The sequence below is a fragment of the Nostoc sp. genome (genome assembly GCF_036919675.1).
Classification (GTDB): Bacteria; Cyanobacteriota; Cyanobacteriia; order Cyanobacteriales; family Nostocaceae; genus Nostoc.
Map to the genome: position 1 here is coordinate 1 of NZ_JBALCP010000025.1, position 24,151 is coordinate 24,151.

Genomic DNA, 24,151 nt, shown 5'->3' on the forward strand with positions numbered 1-24,151 from the left:
TCATTGTTTTATAAGTGCGGTTAGTTATTTATGAATCAGACGGTTTTGTTTTCGCCTGTGAAACTACTTTACACTGCTTTACAATTTTTAATCAAGTTTTATTACTTCAGTAAAGCTGATAAAAGTTATTAGTTTTGCTTATTTAAGAGTTAAATTGAGTGTTTGCAGGTGTTCCAAATACATTGAACACAGAATTTATATAGGTTTACTCTGGTGTCAGCGCTGAAAAGATAAAATAGAGTTGTTATCTACTCTGAATAGAGAGTTAATATCGTTTACTACCGAAATTAGGAGGGGAGGTGTGACATGACAATTACTTTAAATCACACCATAGTGCCTGTACATGACAAGCAAGCATCGGCAAGGTTCTTTGCAAAAATTTTTGGTTTAGAGGTCGAGGTTCCTGTTGGTCACTTCGCTGCTGTGCATATAAATGATGCACTGACGCTCGACTTCGCCGACGCTGAGGCGTTCGAGTCGCATCATTATGCATTCCATGTCAGTGATGAGGAATTTGATGCAATTTTTGCACGTGTCAAAGACGCAGGTATTGAATACAGTAGTGACCCCATGCATCAAAATAAAGGACAAATTAACCACAGGAAGGAAGGTCGTGGCTTCTATTTCTATGACCCCAATGGTCATAACCTAGAACTGTTGACCCGTGCGTAGATTTTTGAGATTAAGTCTATCAATTTTGGATTTTGGAACTCGACTGAGCGTAGCCGAAGTCCAAAATCTAAAATTGACGGGGCGAGGAATGAGCCGAAGTAATTTTTAACACTTCGGCTCCTTTCTGCTTCTCTACGAGACGCTACGCGTAGCTTGCTTCCCCGTAGGAGTAAGTCGCTCAGTGTTAAAGCCGAGCGGACTTGTACTGAGCATCTCGGCTTCGCTCGATGGAGCCGGCGTCGAAGTAGTCGAGGCTTTAATTCTTCAATTCTTTAATCTAAAATCTAAAATCTAAAATTGGCACAATCAATGGATTACTTCTTTACTAAAAAATATGCTGTAGCATATTCAGGCAATTGCGTGATATGCTGCCCAAATTCTTTTTTATTCTTAAAAATACCTGCCAAAAAATCGAGTTGATAAAGATTGGGTAAAAATGCTCCGCCTGTATCAGCTATAACTCCCATTTGCAGATGTTTGCGACCACCTTGAGTATGCTCAATCACAATCACTTTACCTAAACCGATATTCAAAACATCTCCAGCAAAAGTGACTCCGGGTTTGATAGAAATTTTTGCATCTATTTTGTATCCATAGCCTTTAATAGCATCAACTTCTCTAAAATACCAATAACGCTTTTGTGCTGTTGCCTTCAATCCGCGAATATAAGACATTCCATTATTTCTATCTACATTAAAAAATGCCTTATAACCATCTGTAAAATTAATCAGGATTGTTCCTTCCATAATTGCTTCTTCTAAGCCATTTCTGGTCAGATAAGCGAGACTTGTAACTTTTCCAAATTCTCTACCCCCTGGTTCATAAATACCGGATAAAACATCTTGCTTTGTGTATCTAGTGTAAAACTTATCGTTATTAGAGTTTTCTTTTAAGCTATAAATGGGTGTATTAAAAGTAGAGGTTTTCTTGCGAGAACCGGAGTGAGTAAAGACAGCATATTCGGTAATTCGTAATTGTTTTTGCTGTTTATTATTTGGGTTGTAGGCAGACCATTTAATGACTCGAAAATTAGTATTAATAAATTTAGGATCTTGTAAACGAGTAGCTCGATTATTAGCAATATCCTCCTTTAAGACAACAATCATAAAATCTAAAGTTTTGAGAACATCTTGCACAGTAACCCCTTGAGTGGCAAGTATTCCTGTACGCAGAATATCTGGGTCTTCTGAAGAGTAGTCTTGAAAATATTTTTTAGTATTAACAAGAACGGTTAATAAATCTCCTTGAGCAAAGTTAACCTTACTACTTGGTAGTTTTGCTGGAGTAACAACTTGGCTACCATTAATCCTAAATTTATATTTTTGGAACTCATCGACAACTGGATAGGGTGCAGATGCTGATATCAAATCCTGCTGAGATGAAAAAGCGTTTTGCTTCCCGATAATTTCACTAGATGTTTGTTGAGCGACGAAAGCATTTTTAAATTTTGAGGTGAGGGAAATCTGTGATTGAAGTGGGGCAAAATTTTCTTGCTGAGTAAAGGACTGATCTTGTTGAGCTAGCTGTTTAGTTTTTAACTGAGTATATAGATGGGTACTGGCTAAACTGACAAGTAATAAAGCAGCACAACCTACTGTCAAGCGAAATTTTTGGTTGAATAGGATCTTCATAACTTGGAAAATCAATTTCTAATACTAAATAATCAACGTTATGTTTCTATGACCTCACGCACTAATTGCGCCAACTTTTCGGCACTATCGGGAACTGCGATCGCCTTTGCTTTTTCCCCCATCTTTGCTAACTCTTGCGGTGACTGCAACAAATTTAATACATTACTTTGCAATGCCTGTGCTGTCAATTCCGATTGCTTCAGTGTTAACGCTGCACCAGATGAAGTAAATACGTCTGCATTGTAAGATTGATGGTCTTCTGCGGCAAAGGGGTAAGGAATCAAAATCGCTGGCGTTCCACACACTGCCAATTCTGTCAAGCTACCTGCGCCAGAACGACTAATAGCAAGAGTTGCTCGTTGCAACAACGCCGCCATATTGTTGTAAAAAGGTAAGGCTATGTACTGTGGATGTTTGAGACTATCGGCTTCTGGATCGCGATCGCCAGTTAAGTGTACTACATAGACACCAGCATCAAACCAAGCGTTTGCAGATTCACGCACCAACTTATTAACCGCAACTGCACCTTGGCTACCACCAAATACGACAATTAAGGGAACACCCTCAGGAATGGCTAAATCCAAGGGTGCATCAATTGCCCCATCGAGAAATTGCGATCGCACAGGAGTGCCAACAAAGACATTTTTTGCACGGGGTAAATACTTAGCAGCTACTTCAAATCCCAAGGCTACCGCATTACACCAAGGGCCAAAAAAGCGAGTTACTTTACCAGGTATTGCGTTAGATTCGTGGAAAACCACGGGTAAACCGAGGGAACGCGCTGCAATGACTGCTGGCCCGGCAATGTAACCTCCTGTGGTAAACACCCCTTGAAAATTTCCCTGTTTGAGAATTCGTCTAACTTCCAGAATCGAAAGGGCGAGTTTACCCAAAGTGCGAACCGAGGAGAGTCCAAACCCTTGCTGAAACCCTTCAACTGCAATAGTATTCAAGGGATACTGTTTGGGGACAAGTTGAGTTTCTAACCGATTGGGTACTCCCAGCCATTCTATTTGATAATCTGGAAGTTTTTCTGCCAGTGCGATCGCTGGAAATAAGTGTCCACCAGTCCCACTGGCAGCTATTAATAATCGTGTCGGTGCGTTTGCCATCAAACCTCTACCGTTTAGCGCCTAGCTTAACTAAGATAAAACAATTTCCTTACTTTCTCTAATCAAATCAGTAAACTCTTACCAATGACTAACATTATTACCGCCTTAGTGAGACGCCAACTCAGATTTCCAGCAAATATCTGGCTGGTTTCCTTCCTGCTAACTCTTGGTTTAACAAGTGGTTGGGAACGCACTCAAGCGACGATACCACAGCAATTAGTCCAAGCTGGTACAGCCCAAAATGCACCAGCCGATCTAAAAAATCTGTTGACGCAAGTTGATGCAGCCGCCAGCCGGGGCGATGTCAAAGGGGTGTTGCAATACTACAGCCCCAATTTCACTCATGGGGATGGATTAAACCGCCAAACTCTGGAAAAGTCTTTGATTTCACTTTGGCAACGATATCCCAAATTACAATACAGTACGAAACTGCTATCTTCAAAATCTGAAGGCAATGGGATTATTGCTGAAACAGAAACGAAGATAACTGGCTTACCCTCCGGTAACAGCAATAATTTGGCTCTCAATGCCACGATTAAATCGCGTCAGCGCATTGTAGGTGGAAAAATCGTCCGCCAAGACATTTTGGCAGAACGCACCCTACTTAGTTCTGGCAGCAAGCCGCCCCAAATTGATATTAAATTACCACAGCAGGTACTAGTTGGTCAGAAGTATAATTTTGATGCGATCATCCAAGAACCACTTGGTGATGATTTTCTACTAGGAACGGCACTAGAGGAATCTATCCAACCAGAGAAATTTCTCAACCCCACACCCGTGGATTTGGAATTACTGACATCTGGCGGACTGTTTAAAACGGGACAAGCACCATCTACCCCTGGTAGCCAATGGGTTTCCGCTGTCATCCTGCGGGGTAGTGGGATGACAATGGTCACTCAGCGCCTGCAAGTGGTGAAGAAGTAGAGACGCGATTAATCGCGTCTGTACAGGAGTTAGGAGTTAGTGCGCTACGCTACCGCTAGCGTACTAAAAATCTGGATAATGCGTTACCTTTAATCTATGATATTTCCGTGAGATAAGCTGGAGTTATATTAAAGCTTTTCACAAGTAGCGATATGTCTCTAAATCAACTGCTACCTGCTGTCAGTCAACTATCACACCAAGACAAGTTACGTCTCATCCATTTTCTGCTGCTAGCAGTAGCGAAGGAAGAGGGCTGTAATTTAGAGTCTACAGAGTCTACAAATATTAGAAATCCAGAAGATTTACTGCTCAAGGAACTGGCATCAACTGAAGCGGTTGTATGGTCTCCCTACGAGGCGTATGAAGCTGCCCAAACATTATCAAACCTTCTTGAGGCAGCGAAAAAAGAGGGCGATGCTTGACGGTAAGAGATTTCCTTTCATTGAGCGAAGCAATAGCTTTGGTCTTTCTAGCACCATGCCGTACCTACCACTGAGGTTAACCTACAGAACCCTCTCTGTGCAAGTTATGGCTTTGTTAGATACAGGTGCAAGCGTCAATGTTTTGCCTTACGAAGTTGGTCTGCAACTTGGAGCAGTCTGGGAAGAGCAGACAGTACCAGTCCAGTTAAGCGGAAATTTAGCTTGTTTGGAAGCGCGCGGCTTAGTTCTATCAGCTACAGTTGCTGAATTTTCACCCGTCCTTCTCGCGTTTGCATGGACAGAATCAACAGAAGCTCCTTTAATTCTCGGGCAGATGAATTTTTTTGCAGAGTTTGATGTATGCTTTTACCGCTTCGATTTAGCTTTTGAGTTACGTCCAAGAAAAAAATAAATATTAATAGCTGAGAAAATATGTCTGTACTTTGTCAGATTGCATTGGTAGATGATGAGCAAAAATTTATGAACTTTGTAAACCACTATCATCATCCGCCTAGTGGTTTTGGTGGTTGGGGACGATTTTACAATGAAGTACCTGCAATTGGGACAACACTACAGATCGATTGGAGTGACTATGAGCTAATAAATAATTTGCCATTTCCTGAAAATCATGAAAGTGATCGCCAAAGAGCATCAGACTACTTTAGAGTAATTCATCATCATCGACATCTTGTTCCAAAACCTGAGTATTACAGTATATCTGACACTGATATTCAACGTGGGTTAAATGTAGGGCATTACACAGTTGATCAATGCACTGTTTATGTCGTAAAAGCAAGCGCTGACATTTACGTTTAGCTTTGCAACTGGGCAACTCTCCCTGATGCGATCTCGGACATGATCTCAGTGAAATTCGCGTGAGTTCCAAATTATTGGACAATTGACACTGGACTTTTGATTTTTGACTAACAATGACTTCTCTACAAAATCAAATCATTTTGATCACTGGTGCAAGTAGTGGTATTGGTACTGCTTGTGCCAAAATCTTTGCTGGTGCTGGTGCAAAATTAATCCTAGCGGCACGACGGTTAGAACGTTTGCAGCATCTAGCAGATACTCTCAGTAAAGATTTTAGTCCTGAAATTCATTTATTACAGCTAAATGTGCGCGATCGCAACGCTGTTGAATCTGCTATTTCTACTCTCCCCTCTGCCTGGTCTGACATCGACATTCTCATTAACAATGCTGGTCTAAGTCGTGGTTTAGACAAGTTGCACGAAGGCAGCTTTCAAGACTGGGAAGACATGATTGATACTAACGTTAAGGGTTTACTTTACCTTTCCCGTTATGTCGTTCCGGGAATGGTGAGTCGCGATCGCGGTCATGTGGTAAATTTAGGTTCCATTGCCGGACATCAAACCTATCCCGGTGGCAATGTCTACTGTGCTACCAAAGCAGCTGTGAGAGCAATTTCTGAAGGTTTAAAACAAGACCTGTTGGGGACGCGAGTCCGTGTAACTTCCGTTGACCCTGGTATGGTAGAAACGGAATTTAGTGAGGTGCGCTTTCACGGAGATACTGAACGCGCCAACAAAGTCTACCAGGGAGTTACACCCCTGACAGCAGATGATGTGGCTGATGTAATATTTTTCTGTGTGACGCGATCGCCCCATGTCAATATTAATGAAGTTGTGCTGATGCCTGTTGACCAAGCTAGCGCTACCCTAGTTAATCGGCGAACATAAAAGTAACCTCCTTAAGGCGATCGCATTTCTTCAGATGGTTTTAAATCAAGCGATGTCTACGACGGGCTATGACGCTCTCTTACGAGACGCTCTTGCTAGCTTGCTTCCCCGTAGGAATACGAATACTCGCTCTAAGCGTTGGCGCAGCCTCTCTAAGAGTTGCCATGCCGCAGGCTTTACGCAACTCTACAAGACGCGCAAGGGACGCTATCGGCGTCGCTTCTTACTCTATCTTCTGCATCTACACTTAACGAGGCAAAATATCATCTAAGCGAAGTTGGAGACTAGGCAAAAGCGGTGAATTAATTGATTGGTTTAGCCGATATTTTTGTTGAGTATAGGTGTCTTCAACTAATTGACAGACAGTGAAGGTAGGTTGTTTGGGTTTACCAATAAATGCCACACCGCCTAATCCTCGATAATCCACAATCCAATATTCAGGAATGCCTAAGAGGGCATATTCCTCAACCTTGCGAGCATAGTCAGTTTCCCAGTTGGTGCTAACAACTTCAACCACCAGTTTAATGGATCGCCCCAGTGTAATTACAGGTTCTCGTTCCCAAAGGGGTTCACGGTTGAGAACAGTTTCATCGAGAACTACGACATCAGGACGACGAGCTGTAGCTGCATCTGCAAAGGGGTAAATTAAACAGGTGCGAGGAATAAACCAGGGGAGTTGTTCTGCAACTAGGTAGATACCAATTTGGGTTGCAAGTTTGCCACTCACCGTTTCGTGCGGGCCAGTGGGTTCCATGTCAATTAGTTCTCCATCTGCCAGCTCATAACGGGGATTATCTCGGTATTGAGACAAAAAATCTTCAAAGGTAAGGGTTTTTGCAAAGATATATGTCATCGAGTCAATGCCCTCTTCAATCAGCCATGATAATTACCCTCCGACATGAACGCCAGGACGCCTGTGGGGATTCTTTTCAGCCCGACGGAGTACTTCACGGGTGACCACAGCAATATCGCCCTCCCCAAACAAGATAAAACGTAGTAAGTATTGTATGGGGTTGCCCTCAACCCAGCCGAAGTAGGCATGGGGAATCTTACCTGTTTGGTCACGAATATAAAGCAATAAAGCCGCGATTGCATTAGGTACTGCTGCACTTTCAGCCCGGAGGATGTGGTAATCACCAACTTGCACCCCTTTTACTTTGATCACATCCGCAAATTCCGAAGCATCGGATACCTTAATTTCTAGAAACAGAATTGGATCGTTGGATGGAATATGGTTGTCCTCGCGTACCTCTTTCTCTTTCATAAAATACTCTAGGACATCGCCCTTATTTAACCGATTTGCAATCAGCCGGATTGCTCCCTGGCTCTCTTCGGCAAGGAATTGGCCAGCAAGTTCGTCAACTTCGATCCGCTCTGTTCGCAGTTCCGTTGAACGCCAAACACGAGAAACCAGCGAGGTAAAAATGATCGCCCCGATGAAAAACCCAGCTATCCTAATCCCTTCTGGTCTTTCGATGATATTGACAACAGTAGTATATATAAACAACAGTGTGATGATTGCAAAGAGGAGTCTTGCCCGCTTCTCTCTGTGACGGTGGGCTGATAGGGTGACGGCAAAGGCAGCTGAGGTAATCAATACAAGCACACCAGTTGCGTAAGCCCCACCTTGGGCTTCCACATTTGCTCTGAAGATAATTGTGACCACAAAAGCGATCGCTGTGTAGACTAACACTAAAGGTCGCGTTACTCGGGCCCAATTGGGTGCCATACCATAGCGTGGTAGGTAGCGAGGCACAATATTCAGCAGCCCTGCCATTGCAGATGCACCTGCAAACCACAAAATGGAAATAGTACTTAGATCGTAAATTGTGCCAAAAGCATTACCTAATTGCTGGTGTGCTAAATAAGCAAGGGCGCGTCCGTTGGCTTTGCCCCCAGATGCAAATTGTGCGGCGGGAATCAGGAGAGTGGTTATAAAGCTGGTGGTGAGCAAAAAGAAGCTCATAATCACAGCAGCAGTGGTGAGCAGCTTGCGTGTATTCCGAAGCCGCCCTTTGGAATGCTCTTGAGTGTCACTGCTACTGCCTTTTACCAGGCCCATAACCGTCACGCCAGTCTCAAAGCCTGACAATCCCAGCGCTAGCTTGGGGAATATCAAAAGAGCGATACCGATTAGGATCAAAGGGTTGGAATGGCGGGCAAAAAGTGCAGTCTGCCAGTTAGCGATCGCTTCAGGGTGAGTTAGGATCTGATACAGACCGACACCAACGACAATGAAGTTTAAAACCAAATAAACTCCCACCAAAACTACTGCAATACCAATTGCTTCTCGGAAACCTTTGAGGAAAACTGCACCTAGTAATGCAACTAATACCAGGGTGATTTCGATCGTCTGATTGTGAAGCCAATTTGGAGCCAGCGGATTTTCGATGATATGGGCTGTAGCATCAGCAGCCGACAAGGTAATGGTAATAATAAAGTCGGTTGCGACAAAGCCGAGTAGGCACAGCACAAGTAACTTGCCTTGCCACCAGGGGAGCAAACGCTCTAACATTGCGATCGACCCTTCACCATGAGGGCTTTCGGCAGCAATGCGCCGATAAATTGGCAATGCTCCAAAGAGCGTCAGCAAAACCAGAACCAGGGTAGCCACAGGAGAAAGAGCGCCAGCTGCCAGTGCTGCAATCCCAGGTTGATAGCCAAGAGTCGAGAAATAATCTACACCAGTCAAGCACATTACCTGCCACCAAGGATGCTGACGATGTACTTCTTGCTTACGGTGAGGTCTTTTCTTCTCTCGTCGGTCTTCTTCAAGCAACCAGCGGATTAACTGTTTGCTGAGGCGTTTTGTTGAAACAATTGATTTAGCCATCAAATATGGTTGTGTTGCAAAAGTCGGCTTTGCGATATTTTTAAGCGTTCGTAGTTTATTAAAATTTGGAACTACAAATATATAGCACTATTATTGTATGTTAAGCGTCCTGTCCGATTTACAAAATATATAGTGTAGCTGCTCGTAGTCGTCTGGGGGATCAAGATAAATAGCAGCTTATGGTATGGGAAGAATCAATACTGTATCTGTATGTTTTGGGATTAAAGCTTTCGCACCCTTAGCATCTTCAAGCTGCATCAGTTCTAAAAAAGGCGCTACTAAATAAGGCAGGTATGCAATTAACAAATCTGCCCTAAGCGGATGTTTGAAAAGTCTATACTATAAACCCTGCTTCCATTCCTCTCTTCCATAGGGAGAGAGGCTTTGAAACCCCCATTCCCGCACATCATGCTGCTGCGCGAATGTAGGCAAGGCTTTGATGTTACCAAAAATACTTTTAAAATACCAAGACGAGTTGGAAAGCGAAACATCGGTATCAAGCCCTACCCAACCTTTTAGGTGTAGGACAGAGCCATTACTGTATTCGGCCCCTGCTTTCCCTCTCCCTGTCTGTTCATTAACCTGCGCTTTCGCTACATCCCACTTACCACAGCGATCGCGCCATTCCCAAAAATGGATCAAGTCGAGCTGATGAGGCTGTATGTTTACAAGGCATATACTATGCTGCTTTCTTCTATTTCTTCCTTGTAAATCGGTATATTTTCATATAAGGCCAATCAACCTCTTCTTCCAAGCTATATAAATCACTCATTTCTCTTTTAAAAACATCTTTGAGTCCCCAATAAAATTCGCGATTAGTTATCACAAAAACTGGATCTGCATTTTTGGTTATTGTACTAACTTTTTCTGCAAGATTTTTCCCATTCATTTTTTTGAGAATATATTCTGGTGCATATAAGGTCGAGGAATCTCCATAATATTGGAATAATTTAGGCTGTCCAAAGAACAATACAGATTTTGCTGATTTATCTCGATGTTGTAAAAGGTAGTGAACAGCCGAGCGGTAGTCGTCTTTTGTATAAACTGGATTGAAATAGTATTGAAAATTTGAATAAACATTCATCATTATCAAAGAAACAGTAGCTAACTTGGCAACTTGAGGCAATATATCAAATTTCTTCTGACGCTGATAATAATGTAGAAACGCTGATGGGATCAGAATAAAAGCTGGTATACATAGATAAAAAGAGTGGCGCGGTAGCCAATTAATTTTGGTTGCCAGAGCAAAGATAAAAGCTATTAAAAATGATGTGACCAAAAGAGATGTAAATAAATAATCAGCCTGTTGATATCTTTTTCTCTTGTGCTGTCTCAACAAACTTTTTACTAAAGCTATAAAAATTACAGTAATCACAATAAGAAGTATTAGGAAATGGGGCCAATAACTAAGTAAAACCTTTATCTTTTCCTCACCCCGTAGTTGCTCCAGTGGCGGCCCATATGATGTCCCAACCAATATACCGTAGATCACAAAAAGAATATTTTGAACTATGGGTAATCCAGTCCGAGTAACTGCGGTAGCTGTCGGATCAGATACAGCAGGTGAAGACAAGTAGAAGCAAATCATTGGAAAAGAAAAAATTACCGCAGGTATCCACCATTTGATCCATTCTTTGAAGTTTTTATAAACAATCGCATGAGATAAGCTCAGGGAGAAACTAAAGATTATTGTCAAAATACTGCCAAAACTTCCTATGGCAGTAAAGATTCCAAAAAGCACTTGTGAAATAATCTTATTACTCTTATCTTCTTTAATTGAATGACTAAAAAAATATATCTGAAGTGTGGTTATAAATATTAATAATGCATAAGGTCTGGCATCTTGGCTGTAGAACACGCTGAAAGAACTAACAGCAAGGAGCATGGACGACCATAAGGCATGTTTTTTTCCATAAACACGTAGGCTAGTAAAGAATATGGCAATTACTGAGCCGACTCCCAGCAAAGCTGAGAGCGATCGGATGGCAAATTCACTATCTCCGAAAGCCGAACGCCAATAGAACAAGACTAAATAATAAAGCGGTTGGTATTTGTCACCAGCTTCTCGATTTATAATTGTGGAGAGATTTTCTTGAAAGGTTCTACCATCAGATAAAGCTAGACTCCACCCTTCATCAAACCAAAGACTTTGATTTTGCAACAAAAAGAAACGCAAAAAGATACTAATTATGATAATAATAAAAACAAAAAAATAGTATTTTGACTGTCTCATATCAATTTCCAAAGCACTGGTACACGAAATATGCAACTTTCTAAGCATGAAAATCTCACCCTATAGTTGAGTGAGAAATTGTAATTTCTATATCTATGGTGGGGTGGGACGAATTTTATCTACAGAAGACTTTATCACAGGAAGGAGTATTTTGTTGTGTGGATGATCTAGTCACCACAACAAACCTTTAATATTATGTCCGCTTAAAGACTTATCATTTAGACTGACGCCCTGAGTTGTCTGAGTGCCAGCTTCTGGCATTGGCGCAGCCCGTCGTAGGCATCATAACTTGGAAAAACGTAAAGATATTTTAATCAGAAATGATTCGCCGGACTAATATAAAATCTCTAGCAGATGAGTAGGTAGATTGGCATGAGTGAAGCTACAGAAACGATTTTCAGCAAAATCATTCGTCGGGAAATTCCCGCTGATATTGTTTATGAGGATAATTTGGCCTTGGCATTCAAAGATATCCATCCCCAAGCACCTGTTCACATCCTCGTCGTTCCCAAAAAACCCATTGCTACACTAGCTGATGCTCAATCTGAGGATCATGCTCTGTTGGGGCATCTTTTCTTAACCGCCAAACGTGTTGCCGAAGAAGCTGGACTGAAAAATGGTTATCGAGTTGTCATCAACGCTGGTGATGACGGCGGCCAAACAGTCGATCACTTACATGTGCATATTTTGGGAGGACGGCAGTTGAGCTGGCCCCCTGGTTGATAAAACCAGATGAATTGCGTCTCTAGACGCGGTTCATCACTAAAAAAATCACTGTCATAATCAATGCGCTCTCCCAAATTGGGAGGGCGCTTTTAATTTAAGTTAGCAACAGATGAGGTCTTTACCAATATAGAGTTGGATAAAAACTCAGAGACACTGTTGGATAAATACTAAAAAATAGCGAAAAATTATACAAGAGCAAAAACAAACTTTTGCAAGAACTCTAGGTAGAATACATAAGCCTCACCTTTTTCTTCAAAATCATGGGCAACACTTTTGGTCATCTATTTCGCATCAGTACTTTTGGCGAGTCTCACGGCGGCGGTGTGGGGGTTGTGATTGATGGTTGTCCTCCACAACTAGAAATTTCGGCAGAAGAAATTCAAGCAGAACTAGATAGAAGGCGTCCCGGACAAAGTAAAATTACGACCCCTCGCAAAGAAGCGGATACCTGCGAGATTTTATCGGGGGTATTTGAAGGCAAAACACTAGGAACGCCTATAGCAATTTTGGTACGTAATCAAGATACTCGTCCTCAAGATTACGACGAGATGGCCGAGAAGTATCGGCCTTCTCACGCGGATGCAACTTATGATGCAAAATATGGCATTCGCAATTGGCAAGGTGGGGGTAGGTCGTCAGCGCGTGAGACAATTGGAAGAGTAGCAGCAGGTGCGATCGCTAAAAAAATTCTCCGTCAAGTCGCCAATGTTGAAATTATCGCTTACGTTAAGCGTATCAAAGACTTGGAAGGTGTAGTTGATCCAAATACTGTCACCTTGGAACAAGTGGAAAGCAATATTGTCCGCTGTCCCGATTCGGAATGCAGCGATCGCATGATTGAATTAATTGAGCAAATAGGTAGACAAGGGGATTCTATTGGCGGTGTAGTAGAATGTGTGGCGCGAAATGTGCCGAAAGGTTTGGGCGAACCTGTATTTGATAAATTGGAAGCTGATATCGCTAAGGGTGTCATGTCTCTTCCTGCTAGCAAAGGTTTTGAAATTGGTTCCGGTTTTGCGGGAACGCTGTTAACAGGAATTGAGCATAACGACGAATTTTATATTGATCAAAATGGTGAAATCCGCACATTAACAAACCGTTCTGGTGGTATTCAAGGGGGGATTTCTAACGGGGAAAATATTATTTTGCGAGTTGCATTTAAGCCGACAGCAACAATTAGAAAAGAGCAGAAAACTGTAACTCGTGAGGGCGAAGAAACACTATTAGCAGCGAAAGGACGCCATGATCCTTGTGTATTACCGCGTGCAGTTCCAATGGTTGAAGCAATGGTGGCGTTGGTGCTGTGTGACCATTTGTTACGGCATCATGGGCAGTGTAAAGTTTTGTAGGTTTCAATATATATAAATAAATATAAATTTGAAATAAAAGTAGGGTGTGTTATGCCGTAGGCTAACGCACCTTTAATTGTTGATGGTATCCTCCTCTCGGAGATAACGCACCCTACATTTAAAATTATTAACATAGCTTGAAATATTGGCGTCACTTACTTAATCCAAAACGTTTTCTGCGATTACGATAGCGCTGCTAATGGGTACACTAACTCTAACAAAGTAATTGGCAGCATTAACCCACTTTTGAGGAGTACCCAAACTATGCTCACGCTTTCCGGCTATCAAATTGTTGACCAAATCTATGAAAGCAGCAACTCTCTAATATATCGAGGCTACCGGGAAGCCGATAACCAACCTGTAATTCTCAAAACCCTGCGAGATGCTTATCCCTCGCCAGAACGCATTGCTTGTTACCAGCGCGAATATGACATTACCCACAATCTCCATTTCACAGGAGTTGTCCAAGTTTACGCCTGGGAAACTCACCAACAACGACCAGTTTTAGTGTTGGAAGACTTTGGTGGTAGTTCTTTAACTGAATTGCAGTTAGCTGGAGAAATAGAGTTAGAGCAGTTTCTCCAGTTGGCTATTACTATCGTCGAAAGCCTTACACAAATCCACTCTGCTAATATCATCCACAAAGATATTAATCCCTCAAATATTGTCTTTAACCCCAACACCAGACAGGTGAAAATCATTGATTTTGGTATTTCTACTGTTCTATCACGAGAAACCCAATCATTCAAAAATCCCAATGTCTTAGAAGGCACTATTACATACATTTCTCCTGAGCAAACGGGGCGAATGAATCGGGCGATTGACTATCGCAGTGATTTCTACTCTTTAGGAGGAACTTTCTATAAGTTACTAACAGGAGAAGTGCCGTTTCAAGGGGATGATACCTTAGCGCTGATTCATTGCCATATTGCTAAACAACCACCATTTTTAAGGGACAGAGTACAGGGGACTCTTAATAGGGAAGAGATTCCCCAAGTCCTCTGTGATATTGTGATGAAACTGATGGCAAAGAATGCTGAAGACCGCTATCACTCTGCTTCTGGTATTCAGGCAGATTTAGAAGAATGCTTGCATCAACTGCAAATTAATCGGAATATTCATGTCTTTCCATTGGGTAGCCAGGATGTCTCTGATAGATTTATCATTCCCCAAAAACTTTATGGACGGGAAGCAGAATTAGAGACGCTATTGGCGGCTTTCGATCGCGTCAGTAATGACACTAGTGAACTTATGTTGGTTGCAGGCTATTCTGGAGTAGGTAAATCAGCTTTAGTGAATGAGGTTCATAAACCTATTACAGCTAAACGCGGTAATTTTATTGTGGGTAAATATGACCAGTACAAAAAAAATATTCCCTACTTTGCCATTTCTCAAGCCTTCAATGATCTGTGTAATCAATTATTGACTGAAAGCGAATATGTCTTACAGCAATGGCGAGAAAAGATATTAGCTGCTGTTGGGAATAATGGACAGGTTTTAATTGATGTCATTCCCAATTTAAAATTGGTGATTGGCGAACAACCTCCTGTAGCTCAGGTAGGTGGACAAGAAGCCCAAAACCGTTTTAATTTAGTCTTTCAAAACTTTATCAAGGCTATTTGTCAGGCTGAACATCCCCTAGTTTTGTTCATTGATGACTTGCAATGGGCTGATAGTGCCTCGCTAAAATTGCTCAAGATTATTTTAAGCGATCGCAACATTCAAAATTTACTCATCATCGGAGCTTATCGAGATAATGAAGTAGATGCAGTTCATCCATTGGTGATGACTTTAAACGAGATTGGGAAGCAGGGAGGAGCTATATCCAAGATTCATCTAAAAAACCTGACTATAAAGGATGTAAATGCTTTAATTGCAGAAGCATTGTCCTGTTCAACTATATTTAGTCAAGCATTAACTAATTTGGTTTTTGAGAAAACTCAGGGAAATGCCTTCTTTACTACTGAATTTTTCAAATCTCTCTATACAGAAACATTACTCAGCTTTGACTATACACAAAAAAAGTGGTACTGGGATTTAGAGCAGATTCAAGCCAAAGACATTACCCATAATGTTGTGGAGTTAATGACCAGACAAATTGTCAATTTGGCGGAGGATACTCAGAAGGTTTTGCAGTTAGCTGCTTGTATTGGCAATAACTTTGATTTATCTACCTTGGCAGTGATTTCTCAGGAATCAGCCAAGCAGGTTTTAGACCATTTATTACCAGCACTAAAAGAAGGTTTAATTGTCCCTGCAAATAATCAATATCATCTGATAACTTTCAGGGATAATAAAAAAGCTGGTAAAGCTAATTGTAAATTCCAGCACGATCGCGTCCAACAAGCGGCTTATTTTCTGATTCCAGAAGCGCAAAAGAAAGAAACCCACTTGCAAATTGGGCGACTGATGTTGAGCAATACATCAGCAGCAGAGCAAGAAGAGAAAATTTTTGAAATTGTTAACCAATTAAATATTGGTGCAGAGTTAATTAACACTCAAAACGAACAGGATCAATTAGTTAAGTTGAATTTATTAGCTGGACGTAAAGCCAAAGCTGCAACGGCTTATGAGGCTGCTATGGGATATTTTTCACTGGGCAGTAAATTACTAGCAGCAGACTCTTGGCAAACAAATTATGACCTCACATTAAAGTTATTTGAGTCAGCAGCAGAAGCAGCACTTCTGTGTAGTGACTTCACACAAATGAATAAATGGGTAGAAGAGGTACTGCAACACGCTAAAACTTTGTTAAACAAGGTGAAAGTTTATGAGATCAAAATCACAGCCCTTACACTTGAGAGCAAGTTGCAGGCAGCTACCACAACGGGTCTAGAAGTGCTAAAAGCTTTGGGAATTAACTTTCCCTCTTCTCTGAGTCCCTTAGAACTGAGCAAAGTGCTAGAGCAAACAGCAGTTCATTTGGCAGGAAGGGAAGTTGATCAGGTGTTCAACTTCGCTCAAATGCAGTCAGATCAAGAACTAGCAGCGATGCAAATTATTTCCAGCATCATGTCACCTGCCTTTCGGGGAGGACATGAGGTACTCCCATTCCTGGTTTTAGAGATGGTGAATTTATCTCTGGAACATGGCAATACGGCACTATCAACAATTGGTTATGTGATGTACGGTTTAATTCTCTGTGGAGCCTTGGCAGAGATTTCATTGGGCTATCAATTTGGTCAACTTGCTTTGAGCCTGTTAGAGCTTTACGATGCTCAATATCTCGAATGTCATATCAACTTTGTTTTTAATGTTAGTATCTGCCATTGGAAAGAACCAGTCCAGAAAACCATCAAGTCCTTGAAAGAAGCCTATCAAATTGGTCGAGACCGAGGAGATATACAATTTTCCGGTCTTTGTGCTGTTTATGATAGCGTGCATTCCTGGGGGTGTGGAGAAAACCTGGTAGAAGTTGAACGGCAAATTGCTAGCTACCATCATACCTTCGGTCAAGTCCAAAACAAAATGGCTCTTGAGTATCTAGCTATTCATTGGCAATTAACCTTAAATCTGCTAGGGGCAACTAAAAATACTTGTCTTTTAAGTGGGCCAGCTTATCGGGAGGAGCGAATGCTACCCTGGCATGAGCAAGCTAGCGATCGCACCGGTCTGGCACATTTATATTGCTCGAAGCTAGTTCTCTGTTATCTTTTCCAAGATTTCCCGCAAGCCGCAGCCAATGCCCAAGAGTTAGAAAAGTATCTAAATGGAGTAGTCGGAACCATAATCGTACCACTTTTCAATTTCTACGATTCTCTGACGGCCTTAGCTTTATATTCTGATGCTCTCCCATTAGCACAAGCAGGTTTATTAGAAAAAGTAACAGTCAATCAAGCCCAAATGCAGAAATGGGCACACCACGCTCCGATGAATTTATTGCACAAATTTTATTTAGTGGAAGCTGAACGGCATCGCGTCTTAAGGCAAAAAGCAGAGGCAATTGAGATGTACGATCGCGCGATCGCTAACGCTACAGTTCATGAATATCTCAACGAACAAGCCCTTGCCAATGAACTCGCTGGCAGGTTTTATCTCCAATGGGGTAAAGACAGAATTGCTCAAGACTATCTGCTCAACGCCTATTATACCTACACTCGCTGGGGAGCTAAAGCAAAAGTAGAACATTTAGAAAAATGCTATCCGCAATTTTTTACCCAAGCCGAAATAAACTCTCAATTTCCAACCTCTAAAACCATCTCCACCAGTAGCACCCGATCAAATTCTTTAGACTTAAACAGCTTCCTCAAAGCGTCTCACGTTCTGGGGCGAGAAATTAAACTCGATATTTTACTGACCAAACTAATGACAATCGTCATCGAAAATGCTGGGGCAGAAAAGGGTTATTTATTTCTCAACCAACAGGGAGAATGGCAGATTGAAGCATCGGGAACAATTGACTCAGATGCGGTTAAAGTTAGGGAAGCAATGTCTACGACGGGCTACGCCATCGAAACCCTCAGTGAACCAGTGGTGTCTAATGCCATTGTTGATTATGTTATTCGTACTAAAGATAGTGTTGTATTACACGATGCTGCTAATGAAGGCAACTTCACTCGTGATTTTTACATTCATCAACAGCAACCCAAATCTATTTTGTGTTTTCCCCTGCTCAATCAAGGCAAATTGATCGGGATTGTCTATTTGGAAAATAATCTCACAACTGGAGCCTTTACCGCAGAGCGGATGGAAGTTTTAAATCTGCTTTCCTCCCAAGCTGCTATCTCTATTGAAAATGCTACCCTCTACAATACTTTAGAACAAAAGGTAGCAGAACGAACTCAACAATTGTCTCAAACCCTGGAAGACCTTAAAACTACCCAGAAGCAACTTGTGGAATCTGAGAAAATGGCGGCTTTGGGTGGTCTTGTGGCTGGAGTAGCCCATGAAATCAATACTCCTGTCGGCACTAGTATCACCGTCGCCTCTACCCTGGCTGACGAAACCCGTTCGTTTATTACAGCTATCGAACAAGGGCAATTAAAGCGTTCAGTTTTAAACAACTATTTGGAAATTGCCAGAGAAAGTACTGAGTTGATTCTTAGCAACCTCAATCGTGCCGGCGAATTGGTGCAAAGCTTCAAGCAAGTAGCTGTGGATCAGACTAGTTTGGAACAGCGGACATTTGTAGTCAAGCAGTATTTGGAAGAAATTGTCTCCAGCTTAACTCCCAAACTCAAACAAGCTTCCCATACCCTGACTGTGACAGGCCATGAAACTGTAACCATTGACAGCTATCCTGGGGCTTTGGCACAAATTCTCACCAACTTAGTCATGAATTCCTTGAATCATGCCTATCAACCTCACGAATCAGGGCAGTTGCGTATTGAGGTGAAACAACAAGGCGATGTCTACGACGGGCTACGCCAAAGCGTTGTGATTCAATATAGCGACGATGGTTGCGGCATTCCGCCAGAAAACTTAAACAAAATTTTTGAGCCTTTTTTTACCACCGCTAGACAGCAGGGAGGCAGTGGTTTAGGTCTGCACATTGTCTACAACTTGGTCACTCAAAAGCTACAAGGGACTATTAATGTTAACAGCGCAGTAGAAAAGGGAACCCTATTTATAGTGACACTACCTCTGTCTACGAACTATTAAGTTTTCTGGTTCTTTTTAACAAAGTTGGTTGACAATGCTTAACGATCCCCATATATCTCTCTCACCGATAGATGATGAAGTCTTCGTGTTTGAAGATGAACAAGAGCAGATAAGTGATAAAACTCATTTAACTCTGTTGGAGGTAGAGAGTCAGGGACAAGACACTTCTGAAGCTTGGAAAATGATGATTGTGGATGATGATGTTGAAGTCCACCAAGCAACCAAGTTGGCTTTGAGAAGTTTTACCTTTGAGGGCAAACCTTTAACTTTTCTCTCGGCTTTTTCGGGAACAGAAGCCAAAAAGCTGATTGCAGTTCACCCAGATACCGCGTTTATTTTATTAGATGTGGTGATGGAAACTAATGATGCTGGGTTAAGGGTGGTTAAGTATATTCGGGAAGAGTTGAAAAATCAGATTGTGCGGGTGATTTTACGCACAGGACAACCAGGAGATGCGCCTGAAGAATCAGTGATTTTGAATTATGACATAAATGATTATAAGCTGAAGGTGGAACTGACTCGCCAAAAGTTAATTACAAGTGCGATCGCAGCTTTAAGGTCATACCGCGATTTAATCACCATAGAACAACAAACAGCACAGTTAACTCAAGCATTGCACGACCTGCAACAGACACAATACAGTCTGATGCAAAATGAAAAAATGTCAGCACTGGGTAATCTCGTTACAGCTATTGCCCACGAGATTAATAACCCGATTAACTTTATTGCAGGCAATCTGAAACCTGCTCAAGACTACATTCACGACTTGTTCGCACTAATCAACCTTTATCGGCAAACCTTTCCTGATCCAGGAGCAGCAATTGAAGAAGCGATCGCCACAATCGATTTAGAATACCTGCAACAAGACTTGCCTAAACTCATCTCTTCTCTGAAAGAAGGTAGCGATCGCATCCGTGGTATTAGCGCCAGTCTCCGCACCTTCTCCAGGGGAGACAGCGATCGCAAAGTTCCTTTTAATATTCATGATGGTATTGAAAGTACATTACTCATCCTGAAGCACCGATTAAAAGCCCATGAGCATCATCCTGCCATTGAAGTAGTCAAAGATTACGGGGAAATACCTCAATTAGAATGCTTCCCTGGACAACTCAACCAAGTGTTTATGAATCTCATCGCCAACGCCATTGATGCTTTGGAAGAATCTAACAAGGAGCGTAGTTTACAACAAATCACAGACAATCCCAATCGCATCACAATTGTTACCAGACTATCCGAAGATCGCCATCATGTCTTGATCCGAATTCAAGACAATGGCATGGGAATGTCCGAAAATGTCAAGCAAAAATTGTTTGGTTACTTATTCACTACCAAGGGAGTAGGGAAAGGTACAGGTTTGGGATTAACGATTTCCCGCCAGATTGTGGAAGAAAAACATGGTGGACAACTCACAGTGACATCGGAATTAGGCAAAGGCACAGAATTAGCTATCGCCATTCCAGTGGCAAGTTAGAGACGCGATTAATCGCGTCTGTACTTAGCGATTAATCGTGTCTGTACAGGAGTTTGGAGTTAGGAGTGCGAGGGAATAACTAATGCCCAATACAACTCTTGGAAAGGCGCAGTCGTTGGCGCAGCCTCTCGAAGAGAAGCAAGTCGAGATGCTCAGTACAAGTGCCCAATGCTCTAATTCCAATCTTGCTCGTCCTTTTTACCGCGACTTTTGTAAATTCCCCCCAAATCGTGAATTTTGCGAGTTTTCTCAAAAAGCTCGGCTTCGCTCAAACCCCACTGCTGCAAGACTTTATCTAAGTCTTTTTGGATATCTCTCGCCCCTGGAAACCCTTGATAACGCATTTGCAGTCTAGCTAATTCTGCTAAGTTATAGTCTGTGGCCTGTTGAGCGAGTAAGATATCAATAAGAGGGCGATCGCGGTTATAAAGAGGATGTTGTTGGTCTTTACCTCCCGTTGCTTCAGTCATGATGAGTTCTAAGTGTCGTTAGCGGTAGCTACGGTTTAGCCCGTGCTAAACTCCTGAATTTTAGTTTAGCCCAGAGCAGAGGAGTATAGTAGGCAAAGGTAAATCACTAAACACAGAAAGTTTAATTGTTAAATATACGACTACTCACTTCCTAACTACTCTACTCAGCACTCAAAACTGTTACAGACGGCAACTACACCTGAGGTCTTACGGCTCTCACCACTGCCACTTAACTTTAAATAAAGTTACATTAGTCCTTAAGAAAATACAAAAAACTTTAGATGAGGGTGAATTTTATCTCACCCAAAGTCCAAGCAGCGAGGGAGCAATAACCCATTATGTTTGAACACTTCACTTCCGAAGCCATTAGAGTAATTATGTTAGCTCAGGAGGAAGCACGTCGCCTGGGACACAATTTCGTAGGAACTGAACAAATTCTCCTGGGTTTGATGGGAGAAGGAACTGGGGTTGCTGCTAAAGTGCTGGCCGAGTTAGGCGTTACCCTCAAAGACGCACGTCGCGAGGTAGAAAAAATTATTGGTAGGGGTTCTGGCTTTGTACCACCAGAAATTCCTTTTACCCCCAAGGTGAAAAGCCTGTTTGAGCAATCGTTTAAAGAAGCTCATAGTCTGGGACAGAATTACATTAACACTGAACACTTACTCTTAGGATTGACCGAGGCTGGTGAAGGTGTCGCCGCCAAAGTTCTGCAAAATCTAGGGGTTGACTTCAAGAGTGTCCGCAGTGCCATAGTTCGCCGTTTGGGTGAAAATGCACCGGCTTTCGCTGGTGGTGGTAATCAAAAGCGCACCCAACCGCTAACGATGGAAGAGTTTGGTAGAAATTTGACCAAACTAGCGCAAGAAGGCAAACTCGACCCCGTAGTTGGGCGCGAGAAGGAAATTGAGCGGGCGATCCAAATTCTCGGTCGCCGCACTAAGAATAACCCAGTGTTGATTGGAGAACCAGGAGTTGGTAAAACTGCCATCGCAGAAGGTCTAGCTCAACGGATTATCAACCAGGATGTTCCCGAAACCTTACAGGACAAGCAAGTTATCAGCCTCGATATGGGGTCATTGGTAGCTGGAACTCGTTTCCGGGGCGATTTTGAAGAACGCATCAAAAAAGTCGTGGAAGAAGTCCGCACTGTAGGCAACATCATCTTGGTGATTGACGAAATTCACACCTTGGTTGGCGCTGGTGGTACAGAAGGTGGCTTGGATGCAGCTAACATCCTCAAACCTGCCTTAGCACGGGGCGAACTCCAGTGCATCGGCGCAACTACCCTTGATGAGTATCGTAAGCATATCGAGCGCGATGCCGCTCTAGAGCGTCGTTTTCAACCGATTATGGTCGGGGAACCCTCAGTAGAGGAAACCATACAAATTCTCTACGGCTTGCGCGGCGCTTACGAACAGCACCACAAAGTCACAATTTTAGATGCGGCACTTGTAGCAGCAGCACAATTATCAGACCGCTATATTAGCGATCGCTTCTTGCCTGACAAGGCAATAGACTTAATTGATGAAGCCGGTTCTCGCGTTCGTCTGCGGAACTCTCAGAGTTCTCCGAATAAAGAACTGAAACGCGAACTCGCTGGCGTTACCAAAGCTAAAGAAGCAGCAGTCAGAGTCCAAGATTTTGACAAAGCTGGAAACCTGCGTGACCAAGAGTTAGAACTGGCAGAACAACTGCAAGCAACATTTACACAAAACGATCAACCTGTCAACTCCACCGTCGTTGACGAAGAAGACATCGCCCAAATCGTTGCCTCTTGGACTGGCGTACCAGTCAACAAGCTAACTGAATCTGAGTCAGAGTTGCTGCTGCACCTAGAAGACACTCTGCATCAACGGCTCATCGGTCAAGAGCAAGCAGTTTCGGCTGTATCTCGCGGTATCCGTCGCGCCCGTGTCGGCTTAAAAAATCCCAATCGTCCCATTGCTAGCTTTATCTTCTCTGGCCCGACTGGAGTAGGTAAAACAGAATTGGCGAAGGCACTAGCTGCCTACTTCTTCGGTGCGGAAGACTCGATGATTCGCCTAGATATGTCCGAATACATGGAAAGCCACACCGTCGCCAAGCTAATTGGTTCGCCTCCTGGTTATGTGGGATACGACGAAGGCGGCCAACTGACAGAAGCCGTGCGGCGGAAACCTTACACAGTGTTGCTATTCGACGAAATCGAAAAAGCTCACCCCGATATATTCAATATGCTGCTGCAAATCTTGGATGACGGTCATCTTACCGATGCTAAAGGTCGGAAAGTTGACTTCAAGAATACGCTGATCATTTTGACTTCCAACATCGGTTCCAAGGTGATTGAAAAAGGTGGTAGTGGTTTAGGCTTTGACTTCGACACTCAAGCTGATGCTAGTTATAACCGCATCCGCACCCTGGTAAATGAAGAATTGAAAGCTTACTTCCGTCCTGAGTTCCTTAACCGTCTCGATGAAATTATCGTCTTCACCCAGCTTTCTAGGGATGAAGTTAAGCAAATCGCTGAGATTATGCTTCGTGAAGTTTCTAAGCGCTTGACAGAAAAGGGAATTATCTTAGAAGTTAGCGATCGCTTCAAAGAGCTTGTAGTACAAGAAGGCTATAACCCCAGCTATGGCGCTAGGCCATTACGTCGGGCAATTATGCGCCTTTTAGAAGATTCTCTCGCCGAAGCACTGCTGTCTGGTCAAATTACGGATGGAGACACAGCGATTATCGATGTTGATGATGACTCTCAGGTGAGAGTACAAAAATCAGAAAAACGAGAATTGCTCTTGGCAAATGTTGGCTAATTTTATACCTGATCATTTTTTGTTGTAATATTTGAGAAACACTTCAGCCTCTTATCTAAGTAGAGGCGCAAGTAGGGGCATCTCCGACAAACATAAAGTGATATGGTATTATATCTTTCACCCCTGGTAGAAATACCGGGGGTTTTTTGTGTATGAGCGTGTTTTTTTTGATGCAGGTGATTACCCTCGTCAAAATTTTTGAAACTGCACTT

General features: G+C 42.5%; 18 protein-coding genes. 11 read left to right on the plus strand and 7 right to left on the minus strand.

The window, feature by feature from the left end:
• Positions 1–306 precede the first annotated feature (306 nt).
• The gene (locus V7K49_RS03290; protein WP_334867933.1) at positions 307–672 is read left to right on the plus strand and encodes a VOC family protein; all 366 of its coding nucleotides are present in this window, start codon (positions 307–309) and stop codon (positions 670–672) included.
• Between the two features lie 314 nt (positions 673–986).
• Here V7K49_RS03290 and V7K49_RS03295 read toward each other — a convergent pair whose 3' ends face one another.
• Positions 987–2,303, minus strand: coding sequence for a hypothetical protein (locus V7K49_RS03295; RefSeq protein WP_335204541.1), 1,317 nt, complete (start codon positions 2,301–2,303; stop codon positions 987–989).
• A 38-nt stretch (positions 2,304–2,341) separates the two neighbouring features.
• Entirely contained in the window at positions 2,342–3,415 is a 1,074-nt protein-coding gene (gene murG, locus V7K49_RS03300; protein WP_335204488.1) for an undecaprenyldiphospho-muramoylpentapeptide beta-N-acetylglucosaminyltransferase, read from the minus strand.
• Between the two features lie 84 nt (positions 3,416–3,499).
• Here murG and V7K49_RS03305 point away from each other — a divergent pair, with 84 nt between their 5' ends.
• From V7K49_RS03305 to V7K49_RS03325, 5 genes are all read left to right on the plus strand, one after another.
• Positions 3,500–4,339: a nuclear transport factor 2 family protein gene (locus V7K49_RS03305; RefSeq protein WP_335204490.1), complete on the plus strand. Its 840-nt coding sequence runs from the start codon at positions 3,500–3,502 to the stop codon at positions 4,337–4,339.
• Positions 4,340–4,491: 152 nt separating this feature from the next.
• Positions 4,492–4,761: a hypothetical protein gene (locus V7K49_RS03310; RefSeq protein ID WP_335204491.1), complete on the plus strand. Its 270-nt coding sequence runs from the start codon at positions 4,492–4,494 to the stop codon at positions 4,759–4,761.
• On the plus strand, positions 4,754–5,173 hold the full coding sequence (locus V7K49_RS03315; protein ID WP_334867943.1) for a retroviral-like aspartic protease: 420 nt from the start codon (positions 4,754–4,756) through the stop codon (positions 5,171–5,173). The genes V7K49_RS03310 and V7K49_RS03315 overlap by 8 nt, the downstream gene beginning before the upstream one ends.
• Before the next feature lie 44 nt (positions 5,174–5,217).
• Entirely contained in the window at positions 5,218–5,577 is a 360-nt protein-coding gene (locus V7K49_RS03320) for a hypothetical protein (RefSeq protein ID WP_335204493.1), read from the plus strand.
• Between the two features lie 113 nt (positions 5,578–5,690).
• Entirely contained in the window at positions 5,691–6,464 is a 774-nt protein-coding gene (locus V7K49_RS03325) for an SDR family oxidoreductase (RefSeq protein WP_334867947.1), read from the plus strand.
• A gap of 247 nt (positions 6,465–6,711) precedes the next feature.
• On the opposite strand, the gene V7K49_RS03330 is transcribed toward V7K49_RS03325, so the two are convergent.
• The 4 genes from V7K49_RS03330 to V7K49_RS03345 all read right to left on the minus strand — a co-directional run bounded on the left by V7K49_RS03330 (position 6,712) and on the right by V7K49_RS03345 (position 11,578).
• Positions 6,712–7,317, minus strand: a complete 606-nt coding sequence (locus V7K49_RS03330) for a Uma2 family endonuclease (protein ID WP_334721274.1) — start codon at positions 7,315–7,317, stop codon at positions 6,712–6,714.
• 33 nt (positions 7,318–7,350) lie between these two features.
• Positions 7,351–9,297: an amino acid transporter gene (locus V7K49_RS03335; RefSeq protein ID WP_335204495.1), complete on the minus strand. Its 1,947-nt coding sequence runs from the start codon at positions 9,295–9,297 to the stop codon at positions 7,351–7,353.
• A gap of 339 nt (positions 9,298–9,636) precedes the next feature.
• Positions 9,637–9,939: a hypothetical protein gene (locus V7K49_RS03340; RefSeq protein ID WP_335204497.1), complete on the minus strand. Its 303-nt coding sequence runs from the start codon at positions 9,937–9,939 to the stop codon at positions 9,637–9,639.
• A gap of 52 nt (positions 9,940–9,991) precedes the next feature.
• Entirely contained in the window at positions 9,992–11,578 is a 1,587-nt protein-coding gene (locus tag V7K49_RS03345; protein WP_335204499.1) for a glycosyltransferase family 39 protein, read from the minus strand.
• A gap of 324 nt (positions 11,579–11,902) precedes the next feature.
• Here V7K49_RS03345 and V7K49_RS03350 point away from each other — a divergent pair, with 324 nt between their 5' ends.
• The 4 genes from V7K49_RS03350 to V7K49_RS03365 all read left to right on the plus strand — a co-directional run bounded on the left by V7K49_RS03350 (position 11,903) and on the right by V7K49_RS03365 (position 20,677).
• On the plus strand, positions 11,903–12,253 hold the full coding sequence (locus tag V7K49_RS03350) for a histidine triad nucleotide-binding protein (protein ID WP_334867959.1): 351 nt from the start codon (positions 11,903–11,905) through the stop codon (positions 12,251–12,253).
• A gap of 263 nt (positions 12,254–12,516) precedes the next feature.
• Complete coding sequence (gene aroC, locus V7K49_RS03355) at positions 12,517–13,605, plus strand: chorismate synthase (RefSeq protein WP_335065372.1); 1,089 nt, start codon at positions 12,517–12,519, stop codon at positions 13,603–13,605.
• Positions 13,606–13,869: 264 nt separating this feature from the next.
• The gene (locus V7K49_RS03360; RefSeq protein ID WP_335204500.1) at positions 13,870–19,206 is read left to right on the plus strand and encodes a trifunctional serine/threonine-protein kinase/ATP-binding protein/sensor histidine kinase; all 5,337 of its coding nucleotides are present in this window, start codon (positions 13,870–13,872) and stop codon (positions 19,204–19,206) included.
• Between the two features lie 34 nt (positions 19,207–19,240).
• Positions 19,241–20,677 carry an ATP-binding protein gene (locus tag V7K49_RS03365; RefSeq protein WP_335204501.1) on the plus strand — a complete coding sequence of 479 codons (1,437 nt, stop codon included), beginning with the start codon at positions 19,241–19,243 and terminating at the stop codon, positions 20,675–20,677.
• Positions 20,678–20,850: 173 nt separating this feature from the next.
• Here V7K49_RS03365 and V7K49_RS03370 read toward each other — a convergent pair whose 3' ends face one another.
• A complete protein-coding gene (locus V7K49_RS03370; RefSeq protein ID WP_335204503.1) occupies positions 20,851–21,147 on the minus strand; it encodes a DUF3288 family protein in 297 nt (98 codons plus the stop codon).
• Between the two features lie 338 nt (positions 21,148–21,485).
• Here V7K49_RS03370 and V7K49_RS03375 point away from each other — a divergent pair, with 338 nt between their 5' ends.
• Positions 21,486–23,939, plus strand: a complete 2,454-nt coding sequence (locus tag V7K49_RS03375) for an ATP-dependent Clp protease ATP-binding subunit (protein WP_334867969.1) — start codon at positions 21,486–21,488, stop codon at positions 23,937–23,939.
• Positions 23,940–24,151 lie beyond the last annotated feature (212 nt).

Bases quoted from the DNA above. Each gene is read 5' to 3' on its own strand.
- V7K49_RS03290 (WP_334867933.1), top strand. From the start codon at position 307: ATGACAATTACTTTAAATCACACCATAGTGCCTGTACATGACAAGCAA.
- V7K49_RS03295 (WP_335204541.1), bottom strand. From the start codon at position 2,303: ATGAAGATCCTATTCAACCAAAAATTTCGCTTGACAGTAGGTTGTGCT.
- murG (WP_335204488.1), bottom strand. From the start codon at position 3,415: ATGGCAAACGCACCGACACGATTATTAATAGCTGCCAGTGGGACTGGT.
- V7K49_RS03305 (WP_335204490.1), top strand. From the start codon at position 3,500: ATGACTAACATTATTACCGCCTTAGTGAGACGCCAACTCAGATTTCCA.
- V7K49_RS03310 (WP_335204491.1), top strand. From the start codon at position 4,492: ATGTCTCTAAATCAACTGCTACCTGCTGTCAGTCAACTATCACACCAA.
- V7K49_RS03315 (WP_334867943.1), top strand. From the start codon at position 4,754: ATGCTTGACGGTAAGAGATTTCCTTTCATTGAGCGAAGCAATAGCTTT.
- V7K49_RS03325 (WP_334867947.1), top strand. From the start codon at position 5,691: ATGACTTCTCTACAAAATCAAATCATTTTGATCACTGGTGCAAGTAGT.
- V7K49_RS03330 (WP_334721274.1), bottom strand. From the start codon at position 7,317: ATGACATATATCTTTGCAAAAACCCTTACCTTTGAAGATTTTTTGTCT.
- V7K49_RS03335 (WP_335204495.1), bottom strand. From the start codon at position 9,297: ATGGCTAAATCAATTGTTTCAACAAAACGCCTCAGCAAACAGTTAATC.
- V7K49_RS03345 (WP_335204499.1), bottom strand. From the start codon at position 11,578: ATGCTTAGAAAGTTGCATATTTCGTGTACCAGTGCTTTGGAAATTGAT.
- V7K49_RS03350 (WP_334867959.1), top strand. From the start codon at position 11,903: ATGAGTGAAGCTACAGAAACGATTTTCAGCAAAATCATTCGTCGGGAA.
- aroC (WP_335065372.1), top strand. From the start codon at position 12,517: ATGGGCAACACTTTTGGTCATCTATTTCGCATCAGTACTTTTGGCGAG.
- V7K49_RS03360 (WP_335204500.1), top strand. From the start codon at position 13,870: ATGCTCACGCTTTCCGGCTATCAAATTGTTGACCAAATCTATGAAAGC.
- V7K49_RS03365 (WP_335204501.1), top strand. From the start codon at position 19,241: ATGCTTAACGATCCCCATATATCTCTCTCACCGATAGATGATGAAGTC.
- V7K49_RS03370 (WP_335204503.1), bottom strand. From the start codon at position 21,147: ATGACTGAAGCAACGGGAGGTAAAGACCAACAACATCCTCTTTATAAC.
- V7K49_RS03375 (WP_334867969.1), top strand. From the start codon at position 21,486: ATGTTTGAACACTTCACTTCCGAAGCCATTAGAGTAATTATGTTAGCT.